The organism is Nocardia gipuzkoensis, assembly GCF_021183645.1.
GTDB classification, from domain to species: Bacteria; Actinomycetota; Actinomycetes; order Mycobacteriales; family Mycobacteriaceae; genus Nocardia; species Nocardia abscessus.
In genome coordinates this window covers 1,654,438-1,669,440 of record NZ_CP089225.1, presented here as the reverse complement: position 1 = coordinate 1,669,440, position 15,003 = coordinate 1,654,438, and the positions used below count along the sequence as shown (strand labels likewise).

Annotated in this window: 20 protein-coding genes; 14 read left to right on the top strand and 6 right to left on the bottom strand. The window is 65.7% G+C overall.

The genetic code is table 11. From position 1 onward, the window contains the following. Positions 1 to 298 precede the first annotated feature (298 nt). Complete coding sequence (locus LTT66_RS07640) at positions 299 to 832, top strand: hypothetical protein (RefSeq protein ID WP_233065500.1); 534 nt, start codon at positions 299 to 301, stop codon at positions 830 to 832. Further along, complete coding sequence (locus LTT66_RS07635; protein ID WP_233065498.1) at positions 829 to 1,038, top strand: hypothetical protein; 210 nt, start codon at positions 829 to 831, stop codon at positions 1,036 to 1,038. Before LTT66_RS07640 ends, LTT66_RS07635 begins: the two co-directional genes overlap by 4 nt. A 597-nt stretch (positions 1,039 to 1,635) precedes the next feature. On the opposite strand, the gene LTT66_RS07630 is transcribed toward LTT66_RS07635, so the two are convergent. Beyond that, positions 1,636 to 1,890, bottom strand: coding sequence for a hypothetical protein (locus LTT66_RS07630; protein ID WP_233065496.1), 255 nt, complete (start codon positions 1,888 to 1,890; stop codon positions 1,636 to 1,638). Between the two features lie 916 nt (positions 1,891 to 2,806). Beyond that, positions 2,807 to 3,460, bottom strand: a complete 654-nt coding sequence (locus tag LTT66_RS07625) for a Uma2 family endonuclease (protein ID WP_233065494.1) — start codon at positions 3,458 to 3,460, stop codon at positions 2,807 to 2,809. 282 nt (positions 3,461 to 3,742) lie between these two features. Between LTT66_RS07625 and rpsH the strand changes: the two genes are divergently transcribed. The 9 genes from rpsH (at position 3,743) to map (ending at position 9,284) form a co-directional block, all read left to right on the top strand. Beyond that, a complete protein-coding gene (rpsH, locus tag LTT66_RS07620) occupies positions 3,743 to 4,141 on the top strand; it encodes a 30S ribosomal protein S8 (RefSeq protein ID WP_039795549.1) in 399 nt (132 codons plus the stop codon). A 14-nt stretch (positions 4,142 to 4,155) separates the two neighbouring features. Beyond that, the gene (rplF, locus tag LTT66_RS07615; protein ID WP_181722761.1) at positions 4,156 to 4,695 is read left to right on the top strand and encodes a 50S ribosomal protein L6; all 540 of its coding nucleotides are present in this window, start codon (positions 4,156 to 4,158) and stop codon (positions 4,693 to 4,695) included. 2 nt (positions 4,696 to 4,697) lie between these two features. Further along, positions 4,698 to 5,105 carry a 50S ribosomal protein L18 gene (rplR, locus tag LTT66_RS07610; RefSeq protein WP_051168539.1) on the top strand — a complete coding sequence of 136 codons (408 nt, stop codon included), beginning with the start codon at positions 4,698 to 4,700 and terminating at the stop codon, positions 5,103 to 5,105. A gap of 31 nt (positions 5,106 to 5,136) precedes the next feature. Continuing rightward, on the top strand, positions 5,137 to 5,796 hold the full coding sequence (gene rpsE, locus LTT66_RS07605) for a 30S ribosomal protein S5 (RefSeq protein ID WP_159922822.1): 660 nt from the start codon (positions 5,137 to 5,139) through the stop codon (positions 5,794 to 5,796). Next, positions 5,796 to 5,975 (top strand): 50S ribosomal protein L30, encoded by a 180-nt coding sequence (rpmD, locus tag LTT66_RS07600; protein WP_043687386.1) that lies wholly within the window; start codon positions 5,796 to 5,798, stop codon positions 5,973 to 5,975. The genes rpsE and rpmD overlap by 1 nt, the downstream gene beginning before the upstream one ends. A gap of 1 nt (position 5,976) precedes the next feature. Further along, entirely contained in the window at positions 5,977 to 6,420 is a 444-nt protein-coding gene (gene rplO / locus LTT66_RS07595; protein WP_051168540.1) for a 50S ribosomal protein L15, read from the top strand. 171 nt (positions 6,421 to 6,591) lie between these two features. Then, the gene (secY, locus tag LTT66_RS07590; RefSeq protein ID WP_181722759.1) at positions 6,592 to 7,914 is read left to right on the top strand and encodes a preprotein translocase subunit SecY; all 1,323 of its coding nucleotides are present in this window, start codon (positions 6,592 to 6,594) and stop codon (positions 7,912 to 7,914) included. Then, entirely contained in the window at positions 7,911 to 8,456 is a 546-nt protein-coding gene (locus LTT66_RS07585) for an adenylate kinase (protein WP_043687391.1), read from the top strand. Before secY ends, LTT66_RS07585 begins: the two co-directional genes overlap by 4 nt. Positions 8,457 to 8,486: 30 nt before the next feature. Further along, complete coding sequence (map, locus tag LTT66_RS07580) at positions 8,487 to 9,284, top strand: type I methionyl aminopeptidase (protein WP_181722758.1); 798 nt, start codon at positions 8,487 to 8,489, stop codon at positions 9,282 to 9,284. Between the two features lie 448 nt (positions 9,285 to 9,732). Here map and LTT66_RS07575 read toward each other — a convergent pair whose 3' ends face one another. The 4 genes from LTT66_RS07575 to LTT66_RS07560 all read right to left on the bottom strand — a co-directional run bounded on the left by LTT66_RS07575 (position 9,733) and on the right by LTT66_RS07560 (position 13,335). Beyond that, complete coding sequence (locus LTT66_RS07575; RefSeq protein ID WP_233065491.1) at positions 9,733 to 10,533, bottom strand: class I SAM-dependent methyltransferase; 801 nt, start codon at positions 10,531 to 10,533, stop codon at positions 9,733 to 9,735. 35 nt (positions 10,534 to 10,568) lie between these two features. Further along, the gene (locus LTT66_RS07570) at positions 10,569 to 10,997 is read right to left on the bottom strand and encodes a DUF4254 domain-containing protein (RefSeq protein WP_181722756.1); all 429 of its coding nucleotides are present in this window, start codon (positions 10,995 to 10,997) and stop codon (positions 10,569 to 10,571) included. Beyond that, positions 10,994 to 11,452: a DNA-directed RNA polymerase subunit beta gene (locus LTT66_RS07565; RefSeq protein ID WP_233065489.1), complete on the bottom strand. Its 459-nt coding sequence runs from the start codon at positions 11,450 to 11,452 to the stop codon at positions 10,994 to 10,996. Before LTT66_RS07565 ends, LTT66_RS07570 begins: the two co-directional genes overlap by 4 nt. Positions 11,453 to 11,811: 359 nt before the next feature. Continuing rightward, complete coding sequence (locus LTT66_RS07560) at positions 11,812 to 13,335, bottom strand: hypothetical protein (protein WP_233065487.1); 1,524 nt, start codon at positions 13,333 to 13,335, stop codon at positions 11,812 to 11,814. 166 nt (positions 13,336 to 13,501) lie between these two features. On the opposite strand from LTT66_RS07560, the gene dtd reads away from it, so the two are divergent. From dtd to LTT66_RS07545, 3 genes are all read left to right on the top strand, one after another. Further along, a complete protein-coding gene (gene dtd / locus LTT66_RS07555; protein ID WP_233065485.1) occupies positions 13,502 to 13,945 on the top strand; it encodes a D-aminoacyl-tRNA deacylase in 444 nt (147 codons plus the stop codon). 204 nt (positions 13,946 to 14,149) lie between these two features. Next, complete coding sequence (locus LTT66_RS07550; RefSeq protein WP_233065483.1) at positions 14,150 to 14,473, top strand: hypothetical protein; 324 nt, start codon at positions 14,150 to 14,152, stop codon at positions 14,471 to 14,473. 17 nt (positions 14,474 to 14,490) lie between these two features. Continuing rightward, positions 14,491 to 14,991 (top strand): YbaB/EbfC family nucleoid-associated protein, encoded by a 501-nt coding sequence (locus tag LTT66_RS07545; protein ID WP_181722753.1) that lies wholly within the window; start codon positions 14,491 to 14,493, stop codon positions 14,989 to 14,991. Positions 14,992 to 15,003: the final 12 nt, after the last annotated feature.

Below are 15,003 nucleotides of genomic sequence, written 5' to 3'. Positions count from 1 at the left end.
CTTCCGGCGATTCGATCCGGAAGTGCCATGGTTCTTTCGACGCCCCCAGCGTGACTCTCTAGTCAGCACCGCCGCCGGGATCTCGATCCAATTCTCCGGCGCCGGCTGTCCACATCACATTGCGTCAAGGGGGTACAGCGAATGTCGGAACTTGCGGTTGTCCTGGTCGTCGTGGCTGCGGTCGCCGGGGTATTGATATTGCTCTTTGGGTGTTGCCGTGGTTGATCGACCTGGGCGGCGATCCGGATGAGTCGGTACGTGCGAGCGAGATCATTCGGCGGGTCGAAGACGAGCAGCGGTGACGGGGCCGCATGGTTGGGCAGGACTGCGGCAAGCTGAGCTGCGCCTGCCCGGCACCCGTGCATTCTTCGACATCTTCAACGCCCGCACCGAGCCGACGAACGCGCTGATGATGTCGGCCGTAGGGCTGCTCGGCGTATGGGTCCGGCATTACGAGAGCCGCAAGCCTGGACGTCCGATGAGCCAACGGCTCGCCTATCTGATGGACCTGCATATTTGGGCGATCGACCGATATGTGGAAGACATGCTCGAAACGGCTGACCGAGAGGGTTATCGGCCAGCTTCGGACGCCCGGGAGATGCATTACTCATACGGCGAGATGGTCAGCCTGCTCACCGCGGATTTCGTGTGCTGCCGTCGAGAGGAACGGCAACCCGGCGGAATCACCGAGGATCAAGTTCTTCACCACGTGCGGCATTGGGATGGGTTCAACGCCATGGTGGACGCGGTGGCCGCCGGGAGAGTGCGACCGAAGATTCCGCACAGTGCGCGGCACGCGTCTTCGGATGCCGGGCCGCAGGAGAGGGCGTGACCACTCCGCGTCCAGAGGAGCCCGATGTCCACCTGCGCGTCCTGCTCGACGGCATGAGTCTGGACTTCGCCGCCTGCCACACCGCGGCCATGCGGTTCATTCTGGAGTGGCGCGCCGTGCGCGCTGCTGCCGATGTCACCGTTGTTCCCGGCGGCGCGCTCGGCTTGCCGCGATTGCCATGTGAACGCCTCTATCTGGAACCGTGATGCGCCATGATGTGACGGCATGCAGCGGTGTCGGCGCACTCGCCCTGCCTATTCGGCCTCAATCGAACAAGTCGTCGGAACCGAATCGGGTGTCGAGGCGTCGAAGTATGGTGCCGGGCCGTCGTCCGGCAGGCATGATGCTCGGTCGGTCCGCGTGACCACCATTGACAACAATCAGGGGAGTCGAGATGAGAATGGTCGCGAAGTCTGTTACCGCCGGTGCCATCGCCCAGGCGGTGGTTTCGGAACCACGGTCACTGCCTCAGCAGGGCTAGATTCCGAAACGGTAGCCGCGCACTGCTTCCCCTCCCCGAAGGACGGGCACTGCATCACACCGCCCAGCAACGTGAGCTGGGATGAGTGCGAAATGGTTCGCCATGCCGCATCGGACTGGTATTGCCGCGAGGTGGCGCCCGGACACTACACGCTGACGCCTCGCTGACCGAGTCGGCAGGTACTTCGTCGGCCGTCGTCGCAGCACAGCCATGTGAAGTATCCCCGAGAGAACTTCCGGGCTAGTCGACGAAGCGAACGCACCTCCGCCAGCTGATGGGGAGGTGCGCTCGCCTCGAATTGAATCGAGGAATTACTCGCTGCTCAGCGCCTGTGGCCCTGCAGCTCCCATTTGTTGAAGTGAGGGAGGAAGTTGCAGCTCCATTCTCTGAACTCGCCAGCGAATTTGCCCACATTGGCCCTGCCGAAGTTCTCGCACTCGCCCTTGGACCCGAACTGATGCGACCTTCCGTCGACATAGATGGCATGCCAAGTCTCGATGTCGGCAGATGCGGTGCCTGCAGCGCCGAATGCCAAGATCAAAGCGAGAGCCGTGCCACCGATCAGCTTTGAAATCATTTCCTCCCCTTACCTATATGCGACTCAATCGCCGCTGCCCCAGATTACATGATTTACTCTCTGCCGCAACAGTGTTCATACCTGTCTGGCATACCGGGCCACCCGCGCCTGTTGAGCTCCACCTCGAACCCGCGACGAGGCGATGCAGCGAACGGGGAGACTTCGTGGGCGGCATCCGATACGGGACAGGGAATCTACAGTTTACTGAACGCAGCAAGCGAATTTGCCCGATAAGGCAATATGGCACAAATCACAAAATTCGTTGGAACCGAATATGGTGCCGGTGCGTCTATCCGTAGCTCTAGGGTGAGTTGGATAGGTTCGATAATGATTGCGCTTCGATAACCACTAGAAAGACCGGCTGGAGGGACTATGTTTGTGGGTCGAGAATTCGACACGCTTGCTCAGTTGCAAGCAATCGCCGAAGACTCCACTGCGGCGATCCGTGCGACGTGAGTCAGGACGAGTGCGAGTCGGATTGGTCATGCCGCGGCGGACTGGTGCTGGCGGGAGATAGCGCGCGAGGCTACATGGTGCTACCTGGCTGATCGTCCCACCCGAAAGGCGCTGGTCCTTGCCCTGCAGGTGCGCGCCTGTGCAGGAGACTTGTCGGCGCCGTCACGACGAGTCTCGGCGACGCTGCCGGATTGGGGAGCTTGCGTTGTGTGCGTCGCCAGCCGTGTCGGCCGGGCTTGATCGAGCCGACGGTCCAGAACTCGCCCCTAGCCGGTGAGGGTGTCGCTAGTTGCGTCGCGCGGCGACAACCAACCTTTGGGTCCTCGCGAGTAGCGCGTCGTCGAGAGGTCGCGTTTGCCGTCGGCATGTGCGACTCGTGGACGTCGGTGTGTGGCGGGGCGGCATTGATGCGGCGAGGTGCTGGGGTCGGTGTACACCAGGATGTGCTCGCGGGGCGCGGTCAGAACTCCAGGTCCGACCACGGGATGTGGATCGGGAACGGGAAGTCGATGGTGATGGCGTCGGAGTTGTTCGGTGACCACTCGCGGATCAGGAGGTAGTTGGCCGGGTACAGCGGTTGGACGTCGTGTGGGAGCTTGCCGGGGGAGGTTTCCAGTGCGTGCGCGCGGACCCTTGCGATGGTGTTCTTCCTGCGAGCGAGCGTCACTTCCCAATACCAGGGGATGCACGCATCGGCGTAACGCCTCTGCTCGTCGAAAGGATCGATCTCGTTGCTCGACGGAGAACGGATTCGGCCCACGAGTAGCACGTCTTGGGCGTGGATGTCCTGGTAGGGGGCGTCGAGGCGGCGGTAGACGACGACGTCGGGGGTGACGAAGTCCGACTTCCCGGTGTCGCCGAGGAACACGTTGGTTTCGAAGTCCACGCGCCACCAGCTTTGTGGCTGCTCGGCCATGCCGTCGCGTGCGCAGCGCTTGAGTGCGCCGGTCAGCGCGAAGGTGAACGCTTGATGTTCGGCGGGTCCGCGCTGCCGCCAGACGACGCGCCCGTTCCACAGTTCGATCTGCTCGGCGATCTCCTCGGGTAGCTGCTCGATCTCCTCCCAGGTCATGAACTCCGGCAGGTCGGGGCGTTCGACGCCTGGACTCGACATGGTCCTATGCTAGCCCGGTCACCGACCATTTCCGCTGGTCATGAGGGGGACGAAACCGGGCGCTCACCGACCCCGATTTTGCCCCGGTGAACCCCTTGCCTACACTAGAGCGGTTGCCTGGGCACCTCCATGTCCGCATGCGTGCGCTCGGGCGATCGAACCTCCTCCGGTCGGCAAGGGTCGGCCGGACCATCCGAATTGTCGTAGGCCCACCGCGGCCGTGCCGATGCGCACGGCGGCGCTGTATGGGAACCGCGGCGAGAAAGGTGTCTAGGTCGAACCATGACCATGACTGATCCGATCGCAGACTTCCTGACACGTCTGCGCAACGCCAACTCGGCGTACCACGATCAGGTGAAGGCTCCGCACTCGAAGCTCAAGGCGAACATCGCCGAGATCCTCAAGCGTGAGGGCTACATCGCCGATTACCGGACCGAGGACGCACAGGTGGGCAAGACGCTCATCGTCGACCTCAAGTACGGCCCGAGCCGTGAGCGCAGCCTCGCCGGCGTGCGCCGTGTCTCCAAGCCCGGTCTGCGCGTGTACGCGAAATCCACCAACCTGCCCAAGGTGCTCGGCGGCCTCGGCGTGGCGATCATCTCCACGTCCTCCGGCCTGTTGACCGACAAGCAGGCGGCCAAGCAGGGCGTGGGCGGCGAAGTCCTCGCCTACGTCTGGTAAGGGAGGTCAGGACAATGTCGCGTATTGGTAAGAAGCCCATCGCAATCCCGGCCGGTGTCGATGTCGCCATCGACGGCCAGGACATCTCGGTGAAGGGGCCCAAGGGCGCCCTGTCGCTCACCATCGCCGAGCCGATCACCGTCGCCAAGGGCGAGGACGGCCAGCTCGAGGTCGTTCGCCCGGACGACGAGCGCCGCAGCCGCGCTCTGCACGGCCTGACCCGCACCCTTGTGTCGAACATGATCGTCGGTGTGACCCAGGGCTACGAGAAGAAGATGGAAATCTTCGGCGTCGGTTACCGCGTCGCGCTGAAGGGCCAGAACCTCGAGTTCGCCCTCGGCTACAGCCACCCGGTGCCGATCGAGGCGCCCGAGGGCATCACTTTCGCGGTGGAATCGCCCACCAAGTTCTCCGTGTCCGGAATCGACAAGCAGAAGGTCGGCCAGATTTCGGCGGTCATCCACGGCCTGCGCAAGCCCGACCCGTACAAGGGCAAGGGCATCCGCTACGCCGGCGAGGTCGTTCGCCGCAAGGTCGGAAAGACGGGTAAGTGATCATGGCGCAAACCGAAAACCAGAAGGCCAAGCGCATCCCCCTGGGCAAGGACGTGTCGACGCAGCGTCGCCTGTCGAAGACGCGCCGTCACTTCCGCCTGCGCAAGAAGGTGGAAGGCACGACCGAGCGTCCGCGCCTGGTGGTCAACCGCTCCTCGCGGCACCTGCACGCGCAGCTGGTGGACGACTCGATCGGCAAGACCATCGCCGCCGCCTCGACCATCGAGGCCGACGTGCGCGCGCTGGACGGCGACAAGTCGGCCAAGAGCAAGAAGGTCGGCGCTCTGCTCGCCGAGCGGGCCAAGGCCGCCGGTGTCGAGGCCGTCGTGTTCGACCGTGGTGGGCACGACTACCACGGCCGGATCGCCGCACTGGCCGATGCCGCTCGCGAAGGTGGGTTGAAATTCTGATGATCGATAACAAGAACGGAAGGAACGTCTGATGCCGGGACGTCAGAGGCGTGACGGCGGAAGCGGACCCGCCGGACAGAATGGCAGCGCCCCCGAGGGCGGCCGCGGCGACCGTCGCGGTGGTGGCGACCGCCGGGGCGGCGGCGACCGTCGCGACAGCGCCGCGGAGAAGAACCAACTCGAGCGCGTCGTCGCGATCAACCGCGTCTCCAAGGTCGTCAAGGGTGGTCGGCGCTTCAGCTTCACCGCCCTGGTGATCGTCGGTGACGGCAACGGTCTGGTCGGCGTCGGCTACGGCAAGGCCAAGGAAGTTCCCGCGGCCATCCAGAAGGGCGTCGAAGAGGCTCGCAAGAACTTCTTCCGCGTCCCGATGATCGGCTCCACCATCACGCACCCGGTCCAGGGTGAGGCGGCCGCCGGTGTGGTCATGCTGCGTCCGGCCTCGCCGGGTACCGGTGTGATCGCCGGTGGCGCGGCTCGTGCCGTGCTGGAATGCGCCGGTATCCACGACATTCTGGCGAAGTCGCTCGGTAGCGACAACGCCATCAACGTCGTGCACGCGACTGTTACTGCCCTCAAGCAGCTGCAGCGTCCCGAAGAGGTCGCGGCTCGCCGTGGCCTGCCGCTCGAGGACGTCGCTCCTGCCGGCATGCTGCGTGCGCGCGCTCAGGCTGCCGGAGGTGTCAAGTAATGGCAGATCTCAAGGTGACCCAGATCAAGAGCTCGATCGGCGCCAAGAAGAATCAGCGGGACAGCCTTCGGACCCTGGGTCTGCGCGGTATCCGCAAGACCGTGGTCCGCGAGGACAACCCTCAGAACCGCGGGCTGATCAACGTCGTGCGCCACCTCGTGACCGTTGAGGAGGTCTGACATGACCATCAAGTTGCACCACCTGCGTCCGGCTCCCGGCGCCAAGACCGAGAAGATCCGCGTGGGTCGCGGTGAGGGCTCCAAGGGCAAGACCGCGGGCCGTGGTACCAAGGGCACCAAGGCGCGCAAGAACGTGCCTGCCGCCTTCGAGGGCGGGCAGATGCCGCTGCACATGCGGCTGCCCAAGCTCAAGGGCTTCACGAACCCGTTCCGCACGGAATACCAGGTCGTGAACGTCGGCGCCATCGCGAAGCTGTTCCCCGAGGGCGGCGAGGTCGGCAAGGCCGAACTCGTGGCCGCTGGCGCGGTTCGCAAGAACCAGCTGGTCAAGGTCCTCGGCGATGGTGAGATCGGCGTCGCGGTCCAGGTGACCGTGGACAAGGTCACCGGCTCGGCGAAAGAGAAGATCACCGCCGCCGGTGGCACCGTCACCGAGCTGGGCTGACGGTACTCTGCATTACAGCGGCACCGGACGAGTGAAGGCTCGTCCGGTGCCACTGTTAGAGTTCAATTGTTGTCTGCCAAGCCTCGTCGTGGTTTTCGGCGTCCCTTCTGTGTCGAGCAGGGACATCGCTGAACATCCATGTCATGACCATGTCGTTCGCCAGGAGGATCAGTGCTTTCCGCCTTCGTATCGGCCTTCCGGACTCCGGACTTACGGCGGAAGATTCTCTTCACGCTGGGGTTGATCGCGTTGTACCGGCTGGGTGCCTCGCTGCCGTCCCCCGGCGTCGACTACCAGGCGGTCCAGGAGTGCATCGACCTGGTCTCCGGCGGTGAGTCCGCCGGCATCTACCAGCTGATCAACCTGTTCTCCGGTGGTGCGCTGCTGCAGCTGTCGGTCTTCGCGATCGGCATCATGCCCTACATCACCGCGAGCATCATCATCCAGCTGCTCACGGTCGTCATCCCGCGGTTCGAGGAACTGCGCAAGGAAGGCCAATCCGGCCAGACCAAGATGACGCAGTACACCAGATATCTGTCGATCGCCTTGGCGATCCTGCAGGCCACCGGTCTGGTCGCACTGGCGGCCCGCGACCAGCTGCTGCAGGGCTGCCAGCAGGACATCCTGGCCGACACCAGCATCTTCGGCATGATCATCATCGTGCTCGTGATGACCGCGGGCGCGGCGCTGGTCATGTGGTTCGGCGAGCAGATCACCGAGCGCGGCATCGGCAACGGCATGTCCCTGCTGATCTTCGCCGGTATCGCCGCCCGTATCCCGACCGAGGGCAAGGCCATCCTGGACAGCCGGGGCGGTCTGGTGTTCGGCCTGGTCTGTGTCGCCGCGCTGGCGATCGTCGCGGCCGTGATCTTCGTCGAGCAGGGCCAGCGCCGGATTCCGGTCCAGTACGCCAAGCGCGTGGTCGGCCGGAAGATGTACGGCGGCTCCTCGACCTACCTGCCACTGAAGGTGAACCAGGCGGGTGTCATCCCGGTCATCTTCGCCTCGTCGCTGCTGTATCTGCCGAACCTGGTGGCGCAGCTGACGGGATCGCAGAACAACCCGGACCCGAGCTGGTGGCAGGAGATCATCTCGAAGTACCTGGTGAACCCGGGCAACCCGGTGTACATCGCCATCTACTTCGGTCTGATCGTGTTCTTCACCTACTTCTACGTCGCGATCACCTTCAACCCGGAGGAGCGCGCCGACGAGATGAAGAAGTTCGGTGGCTTCATTCCGGGCTACCGGCCCGGTAAGCCGACCGCCGACTACCTCAACTTCGTCCTGAGCCGTATCACCCTCCCCGGCTCGATCTATCTCGGTCTGGTCGCTGTGCTGCCGAACCTGTTCCTCGATATCGGTGCTTCCGGTGGCGTCCAGAACCTCCCGTTCGGCGGTACCGCGGTGCTGATCATGGTGAGCGTCGGTTTGGACACGGTGAAGCAGATCGAGAGCCAGCTGATGAATCGAAATTACGAAGGGTTCCTCAAGTGAGAGTTGTACTGCTCGGTCCGCCGGGCGCCGGTAAAGGCACCCAGGCTGTCCTGCTGTCGGAGAAGCTCGGCGTTCCGCACATCTCCACCGGGGACCTGTTCCGCGCGAATATCAGCCAGCAGACCCCGCTGGGCCGTGAGGCGCAGAAGTACATGGACGCGGGCGACCTGGTGCCCAGCGACGTGACCAATCGGATGGTGGAGGCGCGGGTCAACGAGCCCGACGCCGCCAACGGGTTCGTACTCGACGGATACCCGCGCACGGTCGACCAGGCCGACGCGCTGGAGAAGATCCTCAAGGACATGAACACCAAGCTCGACGCCGTGCTGCGCTTCGTCGTGCCGGAGGACACCGTGGTCGAGCGGATGCTCGCCCGCGGCCGTACCGATGACAACGAGGGCGTGATCCGCAACCGGCTGCGGGTGTACCGGGAGGAGACCGAGCCGCTGCTCGACCACTACGACGGCCTGGTCGTCTCGGTGGACGGTGTCGGCGAGGTCGACGACGTCAACGCGCGGGCGCTGCGCGCGCTGGGCCACTGAGTCGGTTCGCGATGGAGCGCTGAGGCCGGGATGGTCTTCAACCGTAAGAAGAAGGTCGTGCCTTTCCGGACGGCGGGCGAACTGGATGCCATGGCGGCGGCCGGCGCGATCGTCGGCCGCGCCCTGGTGGCTGTGCGCGCGGCTGCCAAACCGGGGGTGTCCACCCTGGAATTGGACGAGGTCGCCGAGCAGGTGATCCGGGACGCGGGTGCGGTGCCGTCGTTCAAGGGCTACCACGGCTTCCCCGCGTCCATCTGCGCGTCGGTGAACGATCGCGTGGTGCACGGGATCCCGACCGCCGAGGAGATCCTCACCGAGGGCGATCTGGTCTCCATCGACTGCGGGGCGATTCTCGACGGCTGGCACGGTGACTCGGCGTGGACCTTCGGCGTCGGCACGATCATCGAGGCCGACCGGCTGCTCAGCGTGGCGACCGAGCTGTCGATGGAAGCGGGTATCGCGGCGATGCTGCCGGGTAACCGGCTCACCGACGTCTCGCATGCCATCGAGCAGGGCACCCGGGCAGCCGAGAAGGAGCACGGGCGCGCCTACGGCATCGTCGACGGCTACGGTGGGCACGGCATCGGCCGCGAGATGCACCTCGACCCGTTCCTCGCCAACGAGGGCGAACCGGGTAAGGGGCCGAAACTCGTGGTGGGGTCGGTGCTGGCGATCGAGCCGATGCTCACGCTCGGCACCACCCAGACCAAGGTGCTCGACGACGACTGGACCGTGGTCACCGTGGACGGCAGCCGTGCGGCACATTGGGAGCACACCGTCGCGGTCACCGAGGACGGGCCGCGGATCCTGACGCTGCGTCCGGAGTAGCGTACGGCGGGTGCGCGGCCGTCGGGCCGTCCGGTTCGGCACACTGCGCGGCGAGGAAACGAGCCGCACCGACGCCAGGGCTCCTGGTCGATCTCGCCGCGTGTCCGCGTGCCGACACCATGCGTCGACACGACCACCGGGCGATACCCAGCTTTCGCTGGATCGGTGACGTCGTTCCTTGCACCCGCGTCCTGCGTGTTCAACCGAAGCGGTGAGCCCGGGGGCGGTGCCCCTGCGGGATGGAACGGTTACCTTTCTTCCTTGGTTCGATACTGTTCTGAACGATGCCGTCAGCGTATGGCCGGGCAGGTAGCGCAGACGTGAGTAGGCCGCTACTCGAATTGGCTTGGCACGCGCCGCAGTTCAGGTCGGTCGGGCCTGTCCGACGTCTCGGCCTGAGTGCGGGGAAACGTCGTGGCCTGGGGATTCGGCCTGCGTAAGTAGCCGCTCAGTCGGCTGCGCGCAGTGTGGATCGCAGAGCCAAAGTTACGAGGGGCAGGTCGAATTCACCTCTGGCGGTCTCCGGCCTGGCGCGCAGATAGCCCATGATCCGGCCGAGCACTTCGGCCCGCTCCTCGGGTGATATCACCAGCGTGTGCGATTGCGTGCCGATGGTCGCGGTCAGGGACTCGGCGGTGCGTCGATGCCGGTGCGGGAAGGTCGACCGTTCGACTTCGTGCTCGACGAACAGCGGGTGTGTCGGAAGCTGGGCCTGTGCGCTCGGCGGCAGGGCCGTGGACACGCTGGATCCGGCGACCTGCTTCAGCCCCGCCACCCAATCCACCGAGCTGTCGTCGGTGTTCCACAAGGCCGCGAGAACGCCGCCGGGCCGCAGCACCCTGATGAACTCCGGATAGGCGCGGTCGAGGTCGAACCAGTGGAACGCCTGCCCGGCGACGATCGCGTCCACCGAAGCGTCCGCGAGCGGAATGGCCTCGGCCGCACCGGCAAGCGCGGTGGCGCTCGGGAACCGGCGGGTCAGCTCGGCGCGCATGTGCTCGTCCGGCTCGACGGCGATCACCGTCGCGCCGACTTCGAGTAGACCCTGGGTGAGCTTGCCCGTTCCGGCGCCCAGGTCGAGAACCGTGAGCGGCCGCCGGTCGGCGACGGCGGCCAGCGCCCATCGGATGGCCGCGGCAGGATAGTCGGGACGATGTTCGGCGTACTCGGCGGCATGAGCGCCGAACGAACTCGCCCTGCTGGCGTGCAGGGCGAACTTTTCGTCGTCGTGATCGGGCGGACTCCCCATACACCAACTCTACGAAGGGGGAGCCGCGACGGAACCTACGATGCGCCGGGAAGTCTGCGCACGCCCGCGCAGACCTCGGCGGCCAGGTCGTCGTAGCCGACGGCCAGCTCGGCCAAGCGCTGCCAGGCGTCCCACAGATCCCATTCCGAGGCGCTGGCCAGCGCCGCGTAGGCGTTCGCGGTGAACTGGGCCAGACGGTCGATCACCGCGCCGACCGTTTCGGTGTGCACGTGCGCCGCACCGTGCGCGGGTGGCAATTGCACCGTGATCCAGCGATCGATGTCGCGAATCAAGCTGGCACGCAACGCATCGATCTCGTCGAGCGAATCGTGAGCCGCGCTGAGCCTGCGCTCGTGCAGGGTGGTGAGTTCGTGCGCACCGCGCAGCAGCGGGTTGGTCTCTTGCAGTTCACCTCGACAAGCTTGCAGTACCTGATGTTTCGCGGGCAGGGCCCCGGTCGTCATCGCCTACCCGTTCTCGTGCAGGATCGGACGGCGTCGACGATGGACGAGCCGGACGGGCGGAAACCGTTCTGCGGAGCCACGATCCAGTGCCGGTAGCCCGCGTCGGCATCGGCGGGGGACGGCAGGGCGATCTCACCGCCGCTGGGCACGATCGAGACGTTCAGGCGGAACAGCTCGGCGAACAGCCGGACGTCGTCGGGTAGATCGGGGCGGGTCAGAAAGGTCCAGCGTTTGGACCGGACGTGAGAGACGATCGGACCCAGCACGATTCGGCGCTGGTTGAGATCGTCGCGCACTTTCTGCCCCAACGCGGCGGGCATCGTGATCGCGCCGACGAATCCGGCGCGGACGACGATTCGGCCGAGTTCCGGATGAACTCCGGCGGGCAGATCGCAGTTGTGTCGATAGTAGGCGCATCGGGCGGTCGGGGTGTCCGCCAACGCCAGTTGGTCCATGGGGCCCTCGGGTAACTTCGTTCGACTTTTTCCAAGCCGCCCGGCCGGTGCTGCGGCATCAGTGCTGTGATCCGGTACACCGTGTGGGCGTTGTCTCAGTAGAGCACTCCATGGAACAAATCAAACATTCCGTTCAATTAGTTCTCGAGAAATTCGTTTGCCTGCCGGTTACCGGTGGGTGTGGTAGCCGGCAGGATGCGACGGACCGCTCCGCGTTCACTTCGGCAGACGTATTTCCTGGTCAAATGACTTGTGTGGATGCGGAGGCGGGAACGGAGGGCATTTTGTTCACCCCGCCGCAACCAGGCGTGCTACCTTGCCGCAAATCTATCCTGCGACGGGGGCGTCCCGGCCGAGCCTCAGGGCGTCGTACGGAAGAACAGGACGCGATCGCCGTGCTCGGACAACGGCGTGTCGACACTGATCTGGCGCAGGCCGCAGTCCGGCAGATAAGTGAGGTTGGCGAACACTTTCGTGTTACCGAATGCCGCGCGCAGTTTGGTCTCGGTCGCCCGGTCGGGGTTGTACAACGCCAGCGTCTCGAAGTTCAAGGGCGCGAGCGGCTTGTCGAGCGGAGCCTGCCCGGCGGGACGACCGAGCGCGGCGTACTGGGTGGCCGCGCCGCGCTCGTACCAGCACAGTTCGTAGGCCACGTTCTCGGTGACCGTGATCGCAGCGACCGGCCAGTCCTGGGACAGGCGCAGTGCCAGCGGGTTTTTCGCCACCGGCGTGAGCTCCCAGTTCAGGCTCATGACCGTCACCCAGCCGCCGTAGGGCTGATCGATCAGCACGATGTCGTCGCCGAGGGTGGGCGAGGTGTTCAGTTCGGGTTCGCGGCTCTTCCACTTCGACTCGTTCGTACCGAGGTAGCTCTCCCGGTCGAGGGGGTAGGCGTCGTCGACGGCATAGGCCGCGATGATCGCGGCGCGTACCTGGGCGATGGCGTCCCGTTCCGGCAGGTACACGCTCAGCGCGCCGAAGGTGGAGCCGATCTGCACGGGCGTCGCCGGTTGATCCTGCTCGGTGCCGGGAGCGAGCGGTCGCAGGCCGACCAGCGCCAGCTTCCAGTTGATCTCCTCGACGGTGGACAGGTCGCCGGAGGATTTGAACATCACCTGCTGCTGGGTGAGCCGTCCCGCCTGTTCCAGCGTGCGGCAGCCCAGTTCGATCAATGCCCGGTGTGACTTCGGAGTGAGGTCCAGGTCCTGGATGCCGCACGCGCGCAACCGGATCGACATGCTGGTCGAGGTGAACGCGGCGTACCGCTCGCGGTACATGGCGATGGCCTGCTTGCGCGACCGGCCGACCATGAGCGTGCGCAGGAGCGTGCTCAGGCTGGCCAGGTATTTACCGGACAGTTCCGGATTGGCCGCAGCCAGGCCGGCACGGATGCGGGCCGCCTCCTCGGTCGCGGCCACCGCGGCGTCCTGGTCCAGCCTGCCCAACCACACACCGCACTTGGACAGGCCGTCGGCGCACGGCCCGGCGACCTCCGGATGGTCCCGCGCGACCTGGCGGTAGACGTCGCAGGCGCGGCGGATCGTCGTTGTGGCCAGTTCCCTGCGGCCGCTGTGCCGCGCCGCCTGCTCGAACGAGCGCAGCGCGTCGTTCAACTCGCCCGCCAAGCGAGCGGTCAGGACCTGGCCCCTGGACAGCAGACGCAGGCGGATCGCCACCGCCTCCTCGGCAGGCGCCAGCGCCTCCCTGGTGCGGTCGCGCGTCGAGCCGTTGGTCTTGGTGGCTATCAACCCCTTGGCGAGTTCGCCGAGCGAGGTGGCCAAGCGCAAGTCGGATTCGACCGTACGGTCGAGCGCCGCGTACCGATCCGCCGCGATCTGACGCTCCATCGCGTCCAGATCCATCGCGCTCCTCGTTTCCAGCATGATCCTCCGCCACCGCGCGGCAACCGCGCTACGCATCCTTCTGCGCACCGAGTTTGTCATGGTTGCCGCCCGCGCGCACCTGTATCCGGCCAGGCTGACCGGGCTGTGCGGCGGGCGGCCACCCGTCCGGCCACCCGGGCCCGCCCGGAAGGCATGATCGAGGGTTGTGCGAGCCCTATTGCAGCGCGTGAGTTCGGCCCAGGTGACCGTCGAGGGCCAGGTCGTCGGCCGGATCGATCCGGCAGCCCGCGGGATCCCGCACGGCCTGGTCGCGCTGGTCGGCGTGACGCACTCCGACACCGAGGCGACCGCGAAGGCGCTGGCCGACAAGGTTTGGCGGTTACGCATCCTCGACAGTGAGCGTTCGGCCGCGGATCTGAACGCGCCGATCCTGGTGGTGAGTCAGTTCACCCTGTACGCGGACACGAAGAAGGGCAGGCGCCCGTCCTGGTCCGCGGCCGCTCCCGGGGCGATCGCCGCACCCCTCGTCGACGTCTTCGCGCACGCGTTGCGCGAACTCGGCGCAACCGTCGCCACCGGGCGGTTCGGCGCGCACATGCGGATCGACTTGGTGAACGACGGCCCGGTGACCCTCATGCTGGAGTTGTGAGTCCTCACGTTGCAGTTCCGAGCCGGTGTCTTGCCCCGAAAATTCGGGGCACCGGCGAGATCTCGTGACTCGGACCGTTCCCCACCTGCTACGGCGTCTGCCCGCAAGCGCCGAGGTAGTTCCCGTTCACGTTGGCGTCACTGGTGATTAGTCATCCGGTGTTACCGTGGCTGGGAAGGAGTCGAGGGTGGAGGAGCGGACGCGATGGCGGACAATGTCGAATTCGATGAGCATCTGTTCCGCAAGGCGGCTCGGAAAACGGGGCATGTGCAGGACCGGGTCAACGGCATCATCGACAGGCTGAGCACGTCGATCGCCGCGCGGGGAAACTGCTGGGGCGACGATACTATCGGCCGCAACTTCGCCAGCGGTCCAGACGGCCAAGGTGGTTACACCACCACTCGGGACAACCTGATCTCGGGCGCTCGTAACGTCGCAAGCACATTCGAGAACTTCAGCGAAGGACAGACCGAGACCGCCGACCTGCTGCGCGACATGGAGCACGGCAACCGCGACGGCATCCGCTGAGCCCGGGGTTACCGACCATGACGAACGAGCAAGCCAAGGCGGACCTGGCCGAGATCCTCGACGGCGTCCAGGAGCAGATGCGGATCATCGCCCGGTTGCAGCAGGAGCGCGCCGAACTCACCGGCCGCGCGACGGTGCGCGGTAAGCGGGTGACGGTGGTCGTGAACGCCGACAACACGGTCATCGACACCCAGTTCGGGCCGAACATCGAGGACCTGAGCTATGCCGAGATCGCCAAGGCGATCACCGATGCCGCGCAGCAGGCCAGCGCCGATGTGGCCCGCAAGACACGGGACCTGATGGCGCCCTTGGACACTCATCGGGCGCGGATGCCGAAGCTGTCGGACCTGGTCGAGGGCATGCCCGACCTGCGCGCACCGGAGCCGGTGCCCGCGCCGACGGCGCCGCCGAACGCGCGCGAGCGCAGGGAGTTCTCCGACGGCAGCGGCATGCGCTTCACCGACACCGAGACCGTAGAACGCGATCGTGGTGGATCGGTCACCGATTCGAGCTGGTGAACTCGGTAGCCG

Coding starts and splice junctions, on each gene's coding strand:
- LTT66_RS07630 (WP_233065496.1), bottom strand. CDS start 1,890: ATGATTTCAAAGCTGATCGGTGGCACGGCTCTCGCTTTGATCTTGGCA.
- LTT66_RS07625 (WP_233065494.1), bottom strand. CDS start 3,460: ATGTCGAGTCCAGGCGTCGAACGCCCCGACCTGCCGGAGTTCATGACC.
- rpsH (WP_039795549.1), top strand. CDS start 3,743: ATGACCATGACTGATCCGATCGCAGACTTCCTGACACGTCTGCGCAAC.
- rplF (WP_181722761.1), top strand. CDS start 4,156: ATGTCGCGTATTGGTAAGAAGCCCATCGCAATCCCGGCCGGTGTCGAT.
- rplR (WP_051168539.1), top strand. CDS start 4,698: ATGGCGCAAACCGAAAACCAGAAGGCCAAGCGCATCCCCCTGGGCAAG.
- rpsE (WP_159922822.1), top strand. CDS start 5,137: ATGCCGGGACGTCAGAGGCGTGACGGCGGAAGCGGACCCGCCGGACAG.
- rpmD (WP_043687386.1), top strand. CDS start 5,796: ATGGCAGATCTCAAGGTGACCCAGATCAAGAGCTCGATCGGCGCCAAG.
- rplO (WP_051168540.1), top strand. CDS start 5,977: ATGACCATCAAGTTGCACCACCTGCGTCCGGCTCCCGGCGCCAAGACC.
- map (WP_181722758.1), top strand. CDS start 8,487: ATGGTCTTCAACCGTAAGAAGAAGGTCGTGCCTTTCCGGACGGCGGGC.
- LTT66_RS07575 (WP_233065491.1), bottom strand. CDS start 10,533: ATGGGGAGTCCGCCCGATCACGACGACGAAAAGTTCGCCCTGCACGCC.
- LTT66_RS07570 (WP_181722756.1), bottom strand. CDS start 10,997: ATGACGACCGGGGCCCTGCCCGCGAAACATCAGGTACTGCAAGCTTGT.
- LTT66_RS07565 (WP_233065489.1), bottom strand. CDS start 11,452: ATGGACCAACTGGCGTTGGCGGACACCCCGACCGCCCGATGCGCCTAC.
- LTT66_RS07560 (WP_233065487.1), bottom strand. CDS start 13,335: ATGCTGGAAACGAGGAGCGCGATGGATCTGGACGCGATGGAGCGTCAG.
- LTT66_RS07550 (WP_233065483.1), top strand. CDS start 14,150: ATGGCGGACAATGTCGAATTCGATGAGCATCTGTTCCGCAAGGCGGCT.
- LTT66_RS07545 (WP_181722753.1), top strand. CDS start 14,491: ATGACGAACGAGCAAGCCAAGGCGGACCTGGCCGAGATCCTCGACGGC.